Genomic DNA, 13,426 nt, shown 5'->3' on the forward strand with positions numbered 1-13,426 from the left:
TTAACGGGTTCCGCTTTGGGTATGGTCAAGCCGGTTGTCGATATACGCCTGGCTGCGCAGTTGATCGAGCCAATCTTCATAGGCCGGGCCAATGCGCCGCTGGACAAGTTCGCGGCGCGCCTGAATGCGACGGAACTCGGTTTCCATGTTTTTGCTGCGGCGGTCTTCAACCTGGATCAGATGCCAGCCAAACGGTGTTTTGACAGGCTCGCTGACCTCACCCTTTTGAAGATGGCCCATGGCGAGCTCGAAGGCAGGCACGGTTTCACCGGGATTCAGCCAACCCAGATCACCACCCTTGGGAGCGGAAGCATCCTGGGAATAGCGCTTGGCGAGCTCGGCAAAGGATTCACCATGCTCGATTCGGGTGCGCAGGCCCTCGAGAATGGCACGGGCTTTTTCATCCGAAGTGACTTTGTCGGTTTTGATCAGAATATGGCGTGCATGTGTTTGCGTCACCATCATCGGCCCCGCGCCGGTATGAACAGGCGGCTGAGGCGCTGGCACGGGTGCCGGCTGCTGGGCGGGTGCCTTTTTGGGTACCGGGCGCTGGGCGTAGCCACGACGCAGCACCTTGAGGATATGAAACCCCCGACCACTCTGCACCACACCACTGACGCCGCCAGGGGGAATATCCTTGATGGTTCTGGCGAAGAGATCAGGCCAGTCTTTAAGCGGGCGTATGCCCATCTTGCCTCCCTCAAGGGCCTGAGGGCCGTTGGAGGATGCCGCAGCCAGGCCGGCAAAATCGGCTCCGGATTTAAGCTTGCGCAAAATGGCTTCGGCTTCCTTGCGCTTTTGAGCCACGACTTCGTTAGAAGCGTAATCAGGCACTTCGATGAGGATCTGCGCCACTTCGAAAAGCTCTGGCCCAGCATTGGCCATCGCAGCACGCTGTGCGGCGGCCGCCTGCTGCTCTTGTTGCTGCCGGATCTGGGCTTCGTGTTGCTGCTGGATTTGCTGCTGCTGCCCTGCCGTCAGTGGCACGGGCACGGCCAGATCCTGGTGCGTCTGCAAAAACGCATCGATATCGCTATCGCTGACGCTGATGCGGTCTTCGACAAAGCGCTGGCGCAAGCGATCATCCTGAATCTGGGTGCGGATCTCGGACTGATACTGATCCCAATCCATGCCACTACGCACGATTTCACTTTTGAGCTGGTCGACCGTAATGCCGTTGCGCTGGGCAATCGATTGCAAGGCCCTTTGCACCTGAGCGTCGCTGACCTGAACACCCACACGAGCGGCTTCCTGGTCTTGCAAGGCCGCATTGATCATCTGCTGCAGCACCTGGCGCTTGAAAACGTCTTCTTGGGGCACAGGGATGTTTTGCGCCTTCATCTGCTGGCGCACCTGCACCTGTTTGTCGGCCAACTGGCTGAGGGTAATGACCTGCTTGTTGACGATTGCAGCGATGCCATCGACAAATTGCTGTGCCGGAGGCTGGGCATGGCCGCTTTTGGCCGTCTTGGCCGCCCCGGTTTGTGCTGCCGAGGCCACCGGCAGTGCAAGGCTGCAGCCCAGCACCAGGGCCAGAAAAAACATACCGGCGGGATGACGCATCATTCATACCTCTCGAAAACAGTTTTGTCAGGCGTGGACGGAGTGGTGGATCTGAAACCTGTGATTCGGTCGGATAGCAGAGACATGGGGTCGGTACCCAGAGATCCCAGGCCGGTGAGCTCCAGCTGCAAAAACAGGGCCGTGTTGGTTTTTTCGGCGGATACGGCATAGCGCTGTAACACTGCACGGGCTGCCCAGCCGCCATCACCCCGATACTCGAGGCCGACGATTGACTGCGTATTGCGCTTCTCGGCCAATGAGTAATCATAACGACCGACACCAAACCAGCGCTGCATGAGCGGCCACTGGGCTGTAAAACTGACCTGCTCGCGGGACTGCTGGTCTACCCCTGGGGGCAAGACCCGGTAAGGATCGGTGTAAAGATTGGGATCGCGTTCGTAGCGATACGACAGCGACATGGTGGCCAGGCGCTTGGGCGTCCAGCGCACGCCAGAGCTGAGCCGGTTGCGCTTTTGCGTGTCGTGATCAAACTGCCCGTCGAAATACACCGAAAAATTATCGGTCAGCGCTGCCTTGGCCCCCAGCAGGTAATCCGACTCTGTGGCCTTGCGGGCTGTCTGGCTGGGCAAGGTCACTTGCTGGTCGGCAAAATAAAAGCGTTGGGCCGCAGACAACGACAGGCGCTCGAAGCCCGTATCAGCATCCAGCCACCGGGTGGTAATGCCTGCCGTGAGCTGATTGGCATTGGCGATGCGATCCCAGCCACCACTGAAGATGTTTTCGTCGAAGGCCTGCTGGTAACTGAACGAGGCCATGCCGGTATCAAAAACCGGCAAGCCGGATTGATCGCGATAGGGCACGTACAAGTAGTAAAGGCGAGGCTCTAGGGTTTGCACTGCGGCATTGCCAAAAAAGCTGCTGTCACGCTCCAGCGTAAGACCCATATCCAGGGAAGCAATCGGCAAGACCCGCGACTGACTGTTTGGCTGGCCGAGAAGCTCCGGCGGCAAGCCCTGGATGGAATCGTAGAACCAGTCGGTTTCGTACTGGCTCATGTGCAGGCCTATCTTGGGGGTGAGATAGGCGCCTGGCAAGATAAACGGCCGCGCAATGGATGTATAGGAGGTCATCCGCGTGCCATTGGGCATCAGGCGACGACCCGATTGCGCGGGAAAGGCATCGCCCTGATAAATGGGCGCCACAAACCGTGTGACGTAATTATCCGACACCACATCGAAGCCGTTCCAGCCATAGTGCTGGGCACGAAAGTGAAACTCGGGCAACTTATCGTAAGGCGGCGCCAAGAACGAACCCGTGCTGTCTTGCAGGGTTTGGTAGCGATAAAACTGCAAGGAGCCGCTGAAATGCGGGCCTCCCGACCAGGTAAGCAAGGCCTGGCTGGGCATATAGGTGATGGCCGCATCCGATAACCCAAACGAAGAGAAATCCCGGAAATAATCATCATCCGACACCCGGCGGGCATCAAGATAGGCTTGCAGGCCACCGCCCAGGCTTTGTGAATGCTGCGCCGAATACATCCAGCGTTTGTCACCCGTCTGGCGATCGCGCATGATGTAGGTGCCAAAGAGTTCGGTGTGCGAGCGTGTGCCCAGGTGACGAATTTCAGTGCCCAGCAACAGGCCACGCTTGCTCATGTAGCGCGGGAACAGCGTGGCATCGTAATTGGGCGCAAGATTCAGGTAATACGGCGTGGTGAGCTCGATGCCGGCGTTGCTGGACGTGCCATAGGTAGGCACAAGAAACCCACTTTTGCGATCTTTGCCCAGAGGAAACGTCAGGTAGGGCGAATACAAAATCGGCACGCCCTTGAAGCGCAACACACCATTGCGGGCCACACCCTCGTTTTCATCAAGATACAGATCCACCTTGCTGGCATCGATCCACCAGGCAGCATCACGGCCATGCCAGCCGGTGTAGTGCACCTTGTGCAGCCGCATATGCCGGCGCCCAAGGACTTCCGCCTCTTGGGCCTGACCATGGCCTGCGGTAGTGCCCAACCAGAAATCGGGCGCCTGGACGACGCCTTGTTCTGTTTGCGTGTTGTACTGGACGTGCGGGCCTTGGACGATATTGCCGTCGCGCATCAGCAAGCCCTGGCCACGTACTTCGACGTCTCCGGTATTGGGGTTGTAATCGATGCGGTCGCCCTTGATGACACCATCGAGACGGCGCACCTGCGCATCGCCCTGCACGGATACCCGGCCGTCTGTGTGACGGGTAAGGTCGTCACCAATAATAAAGGCCGGCAGACGATCATCAGGCAAGCCGGAATGCAGCCTCAGGCTGCTGACCGTGCGCATGGACTCTGCTTGCGCCGACGAATCTGCCTGAACCACTGGGGCAGGCAAAAGAGCACTCAGGAGAATGATGCGGCTGATCCAATGCACGAAGATCCGGCCCCTTTTAAAGAGAAGACACAATAACTGATCTGCGCACCACATTGACCAGCGAGCCAGTATTATAGAGAAGCTCGGCCACTCGCGTGCGGGCAGCCCGTTTTACAACCGCTACTTCCCATGACACACACCACTTCTGCCGACCCTCGCCTGGCCGCCCTGCAGCGCTGGCTCGATACACTTGCCACCTCTTTCGGCTTACATCCCGATACGCTCACCGCCGTCTCTGGTGATGCAAGCTTCCGCCGCTATTTCCGGGTGCAATCCGATACCGGCCCGCGGATTGTCATGGACGCCCCCCCACCGCAAGAAGACTGCACACCTTTTATCGATATTGCCCAACGCCTCACCCGCGGGGGCCTGCAGGTGCCGGAGATCTTTGCCCAAGAGCTTTCCCTGGGTTTTCTGCTGATCAGCGACCTCGGCAGCCAAACCTTCTACGAAGCCATCCAAAACGGCGCCACACAAGACGACACCACCTGGCAGCAACACATGCGCGGCGCGCTCCGAGCGCTGGTAAAAATGCAAGGATGCCCAGCCAATGGCTTACCCGCGTACGATGCCGCCCGCCTGGTGCAAGAGCTTCAGTTGTTTCCGCAATGGTATCTGCAGGCCCATCATCAACACACGCCAAATGACGCCACGCTCAATGCCCTGGCACAGATCTTCGAGTTGCTGGCCCAACAAGCCGCCGCCCAGCCGCAGGTGTTCGTGCACCGCGACTATCATTCTCCCAACCTGATGCTGGGAGCCGGCGCCCCCGACTACATCCCCGGGATCATCGATTTCCAGGATGCAGTGTGCGGCCCCATCAGCTATGACATCGCTTCTTTGGTGATGGATGCCCGCACCACCTGGGACGAACCCACACAGCTTGACTGGGCCATCCGCTACTGGGAATACGCTCGCGACGCCAAGCTGCCTGTCCCAGCCGATTTTGCACAGTTTCACATGCACTACGAGTGGATGGGCCTGCAACGCAATTTGCGAATTCTTGGCGTCTTTGCCCGCCTGTCCCATCGCGACGGCAAGCACCATTACCTTGATCACATCCCCCGAGTCCTGGCTTACGTACAGCAAGTGGCTGGCCGCTACCAACTATTCCGCCCGCTGCTGCGTTTGCTCGATCAGCTGGACGACCAGCCACGCCAAGACGGGTATTCGTTCTGATGCGGGCCATGATTCTGGCCGCAGGCCGGGGTCAGCGCATGCGCCCCCTCACCGACACTTGCCCAAAGCCCCTGTTGGTGGTGGGTGGCCAAGCCCTGATTGTCTGGCATCTGCAAAGGCTGGCCAAGGCGGGCATCCACGAAGTACTGATCAACCACGCCTGGCTGGGCCAGCAAATCGAAGCAACCTTAGGCGACGGACAAGCCTGGGGGGTGCGATTGCACTACTCAGCCGAAACCACCGCACTGGAAACTGCAGGCGGCATTGCCCGCGCCCTGCCTTTTTTTCAGGATCAACCCTTTTTGGTGATTAATGGTGACATCTGGTGCGACTGGAATCCTGCCCATGCACTGGGATGGGCAGGCCACTGGACAGCCCAAACCTTGGCGCAACTGCTATTAGTAGACAACCCAGCACACCACCCCGAGGGCGATTTCGGTCTGCTTCCAGATGGCAGTCTGGTGGCGGATCCCTCCCTGGGCACCGGGCTTACCTACGCTGGCATTGGCCTGTACCACCCCCAGCTGTTCGCCCATACTTCTGCACACCAGCCTGCCCCGCTGGCACCCTTGCTGCGCAACGCCATGCAGCAACACGCCGTGCAAGGCCTGCATTACATGGGGCGCTGGGTAGATGTCGGCACACCGGCACGGCTTGCCGAGCTTGATGTCGCACTGCAAGACAAAACTGACCGGGCAGGCTGCTAAACTGACACTTTGCCGCGCACTGCACGGCAAAGTGTCGTCTAACCAGTTCTGGCATTTCGCAACCGTCTGTAGATTCGCCCAGGATCCGCAAGGCAATCCGTTTATGCTAACGGTCTTTCGCGCCCCCTTTGCCCCCTCGGCCTGTCGTGGGGGGTGCGCTTGCACATTGCCTTGCCGCTTCAGGAATTCCTCTTATGTCTCTTGGCCCCAGCCGCCCCACATTCAAACCCACTCCTTATGGCTACACCCGGCGCCGTCGGGGCATCCCACGCTGGCTGGTGCTGTTGATTGCAGGCATTGCCGTAGGAGCCGGCGGCGTTCTGTTTTTGCAACGCAGCTACGGACCGCAACGGCTGACAGTCGAGCAATCCGAGCAACTCCGGATGGATCTGAACACATCCAACCTCGAAAACCAGCGCTTATCGGCCGAAGCAAAATCGCTGCGGCAAGCAATTGGCCAGGCAAAATCCAGCCAGGAAGACGCCACCCAGCAGGCCCAGCAATTGCGCAAGCAAACTGCCGATATGGCTGCTGGTGTCTCTACCTTGATTGCAGCCATCCCACCCGACCCCCGCGGCACCTCTCCAGGGATCCGCAGCGCCGATATGGTGGTGCGCGAAGGCAGCCTGCATTATCAGGTTCTACTGATTCAAGATTTGCCTGAGGGTGAGTCTCAAGTTGGCCAACTGCGCGGCGAAGTAAAACTGGTGGGCGTAGGCACCTACCCTAACGGTAAAACCGTGTATGTCGACCTGAACACCCAACCGCTGGACATGGGCCGCTACATCGTCATTGAAGGCGACACAGAGCTTCCCAAAGCCTACCGGCTGCGTCAGGTGACGGTTCAGATTACGGCAGAAGGCTCGGACAAGGTGATTGCTACCCGAACCATCCGCGCAACCACAGCCAGATAAATCAGCTGACGTGCTGCAGGAAATCCCGCAACCGCTGGGTGGGGGGATTATCCAGCAGCGCTTCTGGCGCGCCGTCTTCGACAATTTTGCCCTGATCCATAAAGATCAGACGGCTGCCCACCTTGCGGGCAAATTCCATCTCGTGAGTAACCACGATCATGGTCATGCCTTCTTCGGCCACCGCTTGCATCACCCCCAAAACCTCGTGGCGAAGCTCGGGATCCAAGGCTGAGGTAGGCTCGTCAAACAGCATCAGCAACGGCTTGATGGCCAGTGCCCGGGCAATGGCCACCCGCTGCTGCTGACCGCCAGAGAGCTGCCCCGGATAGTGATCGGCGCGCTCGGCCAAGCCTACTTTTTGCAGAAGCTCTCGTGCCTGCTGCCGGGCCTGTGCCCTGGGCAGGCCGCGCGTGTGCTGCGGGCCAAACATGACGTTTTCGAGGGCCGTCAACTGTGGAAACAAGTTGAACTGCTGAAACACCATCCCTGCTTCGCGCCGAAGTTCGCGCACTTCGGAGGCCTTGCCCAGCACACTGAGCCCGTTGACGATAATGTCGCCACCCTGAATGGTTTCGAGTACATTGATGCAGCGCAAGAACGTGGATTTTCCGGAACCCGAGGGCCCCACAACCACCACCACCTCGCCTGGCTCGATGGTGAGATCGATGCCATTGAGCACAACGTTGTCACCAAAGCTTTTGGTAACGTTTTTGAATTCGACGATGCTCATATGATGCGGGTCCTGTGTTCAATAAACTTGAGCACCACAGCGATAAAGCCTGTCATGATGAGATAGATGACGGCCACCGCACCCCAGATTTCGACCGCACGGAAATTGCCGGCGATGATTTCCTGGCCCCGCCGGGTAAGCTCTGCCACCCCGATGACGATGAACAAAGAAGAATCTTTAAGGCTGATGATGCACTGATTGCCCATGGTGGGAATCATGCGCCGCAGCGCCACTGGCCCGATGATGTGGGCCAGAATCTTGTAAAACGGCAAGCCCATGGCCTGGCCAGCCTCTTGCAGGCCCTTGGGCACAGACAGCAAGCCGCCACGGACGATCTCGGCGATATACGCCCCGGCATTGATCATGAGGGTGAAGGTGGCGGCAGTAAATCCGTCGATGCGAATATTAACCAGCAGCGGCAAGGCAAAGTAAATGAACATCACCTGCACCACAATTGGCGTGCCCCGCATCACCAGGATGTAAATCTGGGAGATCACCGACAACCCCACCGGCACCCAGACCAGGCCGCGCCACAGCACCAGAAGGATAATCACGGCACGCAGGCCCCACCAGACACTATCGGGCACTTCGGCCAGAGGCCCGGCGCCCAGCCAGGACAGCAGACGCCACAGCGCCACCAGAACCACCAGTGTGACAGCACCCCAGCCCAGGGTGCGGCGGGTAATCGGCACAGGCACATAGGTAACCACTACCCCGGCCAGGCCACCGATGATGGAGCCGCCCACCAGACCCACCAGGGTAATCTGGATAGTCATCCAGGCCCCTGCCATGAGATCAGGCCAGGCGGCCCAGATTGCAGACCATTCGAAAGTCACGATAATGTCCTGCGCCTGGATTATTCAGGCATCTTGCCAAACCATTTTTCGTAGAGCTTGTTGTAGGTACCGTCGGCCTTGATTTCGGCCAATGCCTTGTTGACCACCGGAACCAGCTTGCTGCCCTTGGGGAAAGCAATCCCGTAGTAATCGCCGCTCTTGAGCGAACCGACAACCTTGACCTTGCCCTGGCCAGCCGTCTTGGCGTAGTACTGGACGTTGGGGGTATCGTGCACAACTGCATCTACCCGGCCGGTGGCGAGCTCGAGGAACGCGTTATCAATATTGGGGAACAGCTTGAGCTTGGCTGATGGCACATTGGCTTTCATGTAATCCACCGTGGCCGTACCAATCTTGACCGCCACCATTTTGTTTTCGAGGTCTTTGGCGGTTTTGATGTTGCTGTCCTTGGACACCAGGATGGCCAAACCAGACTCGTAGTAGGGATCGGAGAAATCGATCACCTTGGCGCGATCGGGACGAATCGTGATGCCGGCCAGGGCCGCATCGACGTTATGCGTTTGCAAGCCGGGAATAATCCCGTTGAAGTCCATCGGCTGCAGGCGATATTTGAGATTTGCCTGCTTGGCAATGGCTTCCCAGAGCTGAATATCAAAGCCAGTGTATTTGCCGTCTTGCTTGAATTCGAAGGGCACAAAGGCAGTGTCCGTGGCAACCACAAGCTCTTTGTCGGCGGCTTGTGCGGTTGGAAGGGCCAGGGTAAAGGCCAGGCCCAACAGGGCTGCTTTGAGGGTTTTTGGCAACATATGAAGTCTCCTTGTGGGATGTTTTTGCGCCGGCCCGCAGGCCGTGCCCAGCGCTTATGTTAACTGAAAGGCCCGGGTACCCCGCCGAAAAATCAGCGAAACACCCGGGCCTTTCAGCGATTTTTGGGGAAATCCCCTAGCACCGAAAAGGGTTTTACCCCGCAGAGCCGAATCAGAATGCCGGTACGATGGCACCCTTATATTGCTTCAGAATAAAGTCGCGCACCTTGTCGGACTGCAAGGCGGCAACCAGTTTCTTGATGGCGGGGTCATCTTTGCGATCAGCGCGGGTGACCACCAGATTGGCATAGGGCGAGTTCTTGTCTTCGATGAACAACGCATCCTTGATCGGATTGAGGCCGGCTTCCAGCGCATAGTTGGTATTGATCAGCGCCAGATCCACATCGGGCAAGATGCGCGGCAAAGTGGCCGCTTCAAGCTCGCGAAATTCCAGGTGCTTGGGGTTCTCGGACACATCGCGTGCGGTGGCCAAAATATTGCTGGGGTCTTTCAGCTTGATCAGCCCCTGCTTTTGCAGCAACAGCAAGGCGCGGGCGCCATTGGACGGATCGTTGGGAATGGCCACCAAAGCGCCGTCTTTCAGATCCTTGATGTCTTTGATTTTTTGCGAATACGCGCCAAAGGGTTCGACGTGCACCGCACCCACCGACACCAGCTTCGTGTCGTGCTCTTTGTTAAAGGAATCCAGGTAGGGCTGATGCTGGAAAAAATTGGCATCGATCTGTTTGTCGGCCACTTGCAGGTTGGGCTGCACATAATCCGTGAACACCTTGATATCCAGATCCACACCTTCTTTGGCCAGATCGGGCGTCACAAACTCCAGTAGCTCGGCATGGGGCACGGGTGTGGCCGCCACCGAGAGCGTCTCGGCGTGGGCGGGCAAAGCAAACGCCAATGGCAACGCCAGTGCCAGCGCGGGGACAAACTTCTTCAACATAAAAGCCTCCTGAAACATAAATAAGGATTACCGGCCGCGCAGACAAGAAACGGCACGGCAGACTACCCGCCGGACGATTATTTCCGGTTTAACCGGGCAACCCAGCGGTCGCCCAGCACTTGAAACACTTGCACCATGATTACCAAAATGATAACGGTGACGGCCATGACATCGGCCTGGTAGCGTTGATAGCCATAGCGCACGGCCAGGTCACCCAGGCCGCCGCCGCCAATCACACCCGACATTGCCGAGTACCCCACCAGGGTGATGGCGGTGACGACAATCGCCGCGAGAATTCCGGTGGTGGCTTCGGGCAACAGCGCCCACAAGACGGTTTGCCGCGAACTGGCCCCCATCGAACGACAGGCCTCACTGACCCCCGGATCCAGCTCTCGCAACACGTTTTCAACCAGGCGGGCAAAAAAGGGCGCGGCACTGGCCACCAGCGGCGGAATGGATCCCTGCACCCCAAGTGCTGTCCCCACCAGCAGGCGCGACATGGGAATCATGACAATCAGGAGAATCAAAAATGGTACCGAGCGCAGCACATTGACGATAAATGCGGTGGTTTGATAAAGGCCCCGATGCTGCATGACCTGGCCGGGGCTGGTCAGAAACAGCAGTACCCCCACCGGCAAGCCAATCAGCACCGTGAACAGCAAAGAAAACCCTGTCATCAGCAGAGTATCGATGGTGGCTTCAGTAATCAGCCACCAATCCACATTGGCCATCATGTGCGCAGTACCTCGTAGTTCACGCCGGCCCGATCCAGGGCGCCGCCAAGTGCGTCCAGGTCTTCTGCGGCCCCTTGCGCAGCCACCACCAGTTGGCCGTAGGGAGTCTCTTTGATTCGGCCAACAGAGCCCTGCAAAATACTGAGATCCAGGCGCAGATCGCGGCTGAGCTGGCTGAGCAGTGGCGTGCCCGTGGCATCGCCCCGAAAGCTGAGACGCAGCAGGCGCCCTGACATCCCCTGCGCCATGGCGCGCCAACCTTCGCCACCATCCAGCCCGCTTTCCGAGAGCAGTGCCCGGGTAGCATCGTGCTGCGGATGCAGAAAGACCTCAAGCACCTGGCCGGATTCGACAATGCGGCCGGCCTCGATCACCGCCACCCGATCGCATACGGCCCGGATGACATCCATGCTGTGTGTAATCAGGACAATCGTCAGCCCCAGGCGCTGATTGATATCGCCCAGCAAGCGCAAAATGGATTGCGTGGTTTCGGGATCCAGTGCAGACGTGGCCTCATCGCACAGCAGCAGCCGTGGCCTGCTGGCCAGTGCCCGCGCAATTCCTACACGCTGCTGCTGGCCACCAGACAACTGCCCCGGATATTTGTGTTCATGATCCGACAGGCCCACCAGTTTAAGCACCTCACGGGCCCGGGCCTCGCGTGCCTCCCGGGCCAAACCGGCCAGGCGCAGCGGAAAACACACATTTTGCAGTACTGTGCGCGAGCGCAGCAAATTGAAGTGCTGAAACACCATGCCCACGCTGTGGCGGTATTCGCGCAACTGCGCGTCCGAAAACTGGGTGATGTCGTGACCATCCACCCGTACCGCGCCCTCAGAGGGGCGTTCGAGCAAATTCAAAAGCCGGATCAGGGTGCTTTTGCCCGCCCCCGAACGGCCAATAATGCCAAAGACCTCGCCTTCGCGGATATTGAGATTGACATCAGCCAGCGCGTGCACCACGCGGCCGGCCGAATCAAACGTCTTACGGATATTCTCGAGATCAATCAAGATAAAGGGCCATTCAATAAACAGGGTTCTGGATCGGCAGAACCGTCAGGTCGAGAATTTAACATGCGGTTTCACAGGGTTAGCCGCCAAGCTTATAACAATAAGTGATGAACAATATCTGCGTCGGGCTTATTCGGGCGAACGGGTTTGCTGCAGCAGCGTATCTGGGGGAGGTTCGGTGCCCGTGTCCGGGGCATCCGGCAATACAGCATCGAGGCGCTGGACTTCGATGTCGGCATGCATGGGGTCGAGTGCCGGCAACTGTTTGTTGGCCTTGGAGGAAAGCTCGGCAAAGCGGTTAACCTTGCCATACAGGCCCTGCTGGCCTGCCACCGCAGTAACAGCACTGTTGTAATGCGTGCTGACAGTATTCAGCGTATTGCCCAATTTTTGCAGACGCTCTGCCACTACGGCCACTTGATTGTACAAGCCGCCCGCCATATCGCTGAGCGCCCGTGTTTGCTCGTTGGCCCGGGCCACCATCCACAGGTTGGCCACGGTTCTGAGAATGGGCATCAGTGTGGTGTGAGACACCAGAATCACATTACGCCCATAGCCGTAGTCAAAAAGATCGCGGTTATGTTTCATTGCCTCGATGTAGGCGGGCTCGATCGGCATGAACATCAGCACAAAACTGGGGCTTTTCATGCCCACCAAATTGCTGTAATCCTTGTGTGCGAGGTCGTCGATGTGATGCCTGACCGCCAGCACGTGCGCCGACAAGGCCGTTTCCCGCTCGGCATCGGTTTCCGCCGCAATGGCACGATCGTAATCCACCAGCGACACTTTGCTGTCGATGACCAGATGCTTGTCGTCGGGCAGCTTGATGATGAAGTCAGGCTGGCGCCGATGTCCGGATTCGTCCTGAAAGCTTGCCTGCGCCTGATAGTGATCGCCCTGCACCAGGCCGGCCAGCTGCAGGCTGCGCTCGAGCTGGATCTCACCCCAGTTGCCAGTGATTTTTTTCTCGCCTTTTAGCGCGGTCGCCAAAGTGTGCGCTTCAGCACTCATTTTCAGGCCGATATCCAGCACGCGCCGAATCTCGGCCCCCAACTGGGTTTGCCCGCGTAGTGACGCGTCGTGAACTTCATTGACGCGCTTCTGAAAGCCTTCGATTTGCTCGCGAAACGGCCGCAGCAGGCCATCCAGGGAAGCCTGGCTGGTCTGTGCAAATGTTTTGCCTTTTTCTTCGAGCACCTGATTGGCGAGATTCTGGAATTCGGTGCGCAGACTGGCTCTGGACTGCTCGAAACTGAGTTTCAGCTCTTCGATGAGTGCCAGTTTCTCGTGGTGCACGGCCTGCAACCGGGTGAGTTCGAGGTCTTGCTCTTGTGCCCTGGCCTGCCATTGGCCGGCTGCCTCACGCGCCGCAGCCAAATCAGCTTGATTCTGGCTGATCTGGCCAGCCTGGGCATCCAGCGTGGCTTGCAAGCGTACCTGCTCGTGGTGGGCCAACTGCGCCTGCTGGGATAATGCTACCAAACGCCGGCGCAATAGCCACCAGACAGACAAGCCGCCCGCCAGCAAGGCCAAAATCAACGCCAACACCACGTCTAAAGAAAACGACATCACGATACGATCCTGCGTCTGTCCAAGCAAACTGACATCATCGCACAGGCGGCCACGCAAAGGGACCATCGACGCATGCGCGCCGCCCTG

12 protein-coding genes are annotated in these 13,426 nt (G+C 58.4%); 3 read left to right on the forward strand and 9 right to left on the reverse strand.

Translation table 11 applies throughout. The annotated features are described in order from the left end of the window. Nucleotides 1-1,566 carry a peptidylprolyl isomerase gene (locus ABS758_RS00945; protein ID WP_350379810.1) on the reverse strand — a complete coding sequence of 522 codons (1,566 nt, stop codon included), beginning with the start codon at nucleotides 1,564-1,566 and terminating at the stop codon, nucleotides 1-3. Beyond that, nucleotides 1,563-3,932 (reverse strand): LPS-assembly protein LptD, encoded by a 2,370-nt coding sequence (locus tag ABS758_RS00950; RefSeq protein WP_350379813.1) that lies wholly within the window; start codon nucleotides 3,930-3,932, stop codon nucleotides 1,563-1,565. The genes ABS758_RS00945 and ABS758_RS00950 overlap by 4 nt, the downstream gene beginning before the upstream one ends. Nucleotides 3,933-4,061: 129 nt before the next feature. Between ABS758_RS00950 and ABS758_RS00955 the strand changes: the two genes are divergently transcribed. From ABS758_RS00955 to ABS758_RS00965, 3 genes are all read left to right on the forward strand, one after another. Then, complete coding sequence (locus ABS758_RS00955) at nucleotides 4,062-5,111, forward strand: aminoglycoside phosphotransferase family protein (RefSeq protein ID WP_350379814.1); 1,050 nt, start codon at nucleotides 4,062-4,064, stop codon at nucleotides 5,109-5,111. Next, the gene (gene murU / locus ABS758_RS00960; RefSeq protein ID WP_350379817.1) at nucleotides 5,111-5,818 is read left to right on the forward strand and encodes an N-acetylmuramate alpha-1-phosphate uridylyltransferase MurU; all 708 of its coding nucleotides are present in this window, start codon (nucleotides 5,111-5,113) and stop codon (nucleotides 5,816-5,818) included. Before ABS758_RS00955 ends, murU begins: the two co-directional genes overlap by 1 nt. Nucleotides 5,819-6,012: 194 nt before the next feature. After that, nucleotides 6,013-6,732 (forward strand): PilN family protein, encoded by a 720-nt coding sequence (locus tag ABS758_RS00965; protein ID WP_350379820.1) that lies wholly within the window; start codon nucleotides 6,013-6,015, stop codon nucleotides 6,730-6,732. Nucleotide 6,733: 1 nt separating this feature from the next. Here ABS758_RS00965 and glnQ read toward each other — a convergent pair whose 3' ends face one another. From glnQ to ABS758_RS01000, 7 genes are all read right to left on the reverse strand, one after another. Next, nucleotides 6,734-7,462: a glutamine ABC transporter ATP-binding protein GlnQ gene (gene glnQ / locus ABS758_RS00970; protein WP_350379821.1), complete on the reverse strand. Its 729-nt coding sequence runs from the start codon at nucleotides 7,460-7,462 to the stop codon at nucleotides 6,734-6,736. Then, a complete protein-coding gene (locus ABS758_RS00975) occupies nucleotides 7,459-8,253 on the reverse strand; it encodes an ABC transporter permease subunit (RefSeq protein WP_492304487.1) in 795 nt (264 codons plus the stop codon). Before ABS758_RS00975 ends, glnQ begins: the two co-directional genes overlap by 4 nt. A gap of 65 nt (nucleotides 8,254-8,318) precedes the next feature. Further along, the gene (glnH, locus tag ABS758_RS00980) at nucleotides 8,319-9,065 is read right to left on the reverse strand and encodes a glutamine ABC transporter substrate-binding protein GlnH (protein ID WP_350379822.1); all 747 of its coding nucleotides are present in this window, start codon (nucleotides 9,063-9,065) and stop codon (nucleotides 8,319-8,321) included. Nucleotides 9,066-9,237: 172 nt separating this feature from the next. Next, complete coding sequence (locus tag ABS758_RS00985) at nucleotides 9,238-10,023, reverse strand: MetQ/NlpA family ABC transporter substrate-binding protein (RefSeq protein ID WP_350379823.1); 786 nt, start codon at nucleotides 10,021-10,023, stop codon at nucleotides 9,238-9,240. Nucleotides 10,024-10,100: 77 nt separating this feature from the next. Then, the gene (locus ABS758_RS00990) at nucleotides 10,101-10,757 is read right to left on the reverse strand and encodes a methionine ABC transporter permease (protein ID WP_350379826.1); all 657 of its coding nucleotides are present in this window, start codon (nucleotides 10,755-10,757) and stop codon (nucleotides 10,101-10,103) included. Beyond that, nucleotides 10,754-11,767, reverse strand: a complete 1,014-nt coding sequence (locus tag ABS758_RS00995) for a methionine ABC transporter ATP-binding protein (RefSeq protein ID WP_350379828.1) — start codon at nucleotides 11,765-11,767, stop codon at nucleotides 10,754-10,756. Before ABS758_RS00995 ends, ABS758_RS00990 begins: the two co-directional genes overlap by 4 nt. Nucleotides 11,768-11,896: 129 nt before the next feature. Beyond that, entirely contained in the window at nucleotides 11,897-13,405 is a 1,509-nt protein-coding gene (locus ABS758_RS01000) for a DNA recombination protein RmuC (RefSeq protein ID WP_350379830.1), read from the reverse strand. Between the last annotated feature and the right edge of the window lie 21 nt (nucleotides 13,406-13,426).

This window comes from Castellaniella sp. FW104-7C03, from assembly GCF_040276085.1.
GTDB lineage: Bacteria > Pseudomonadota > Gammaproteobacteria > Burkholderiales > Burkholderiaceae_B > Castellaniella.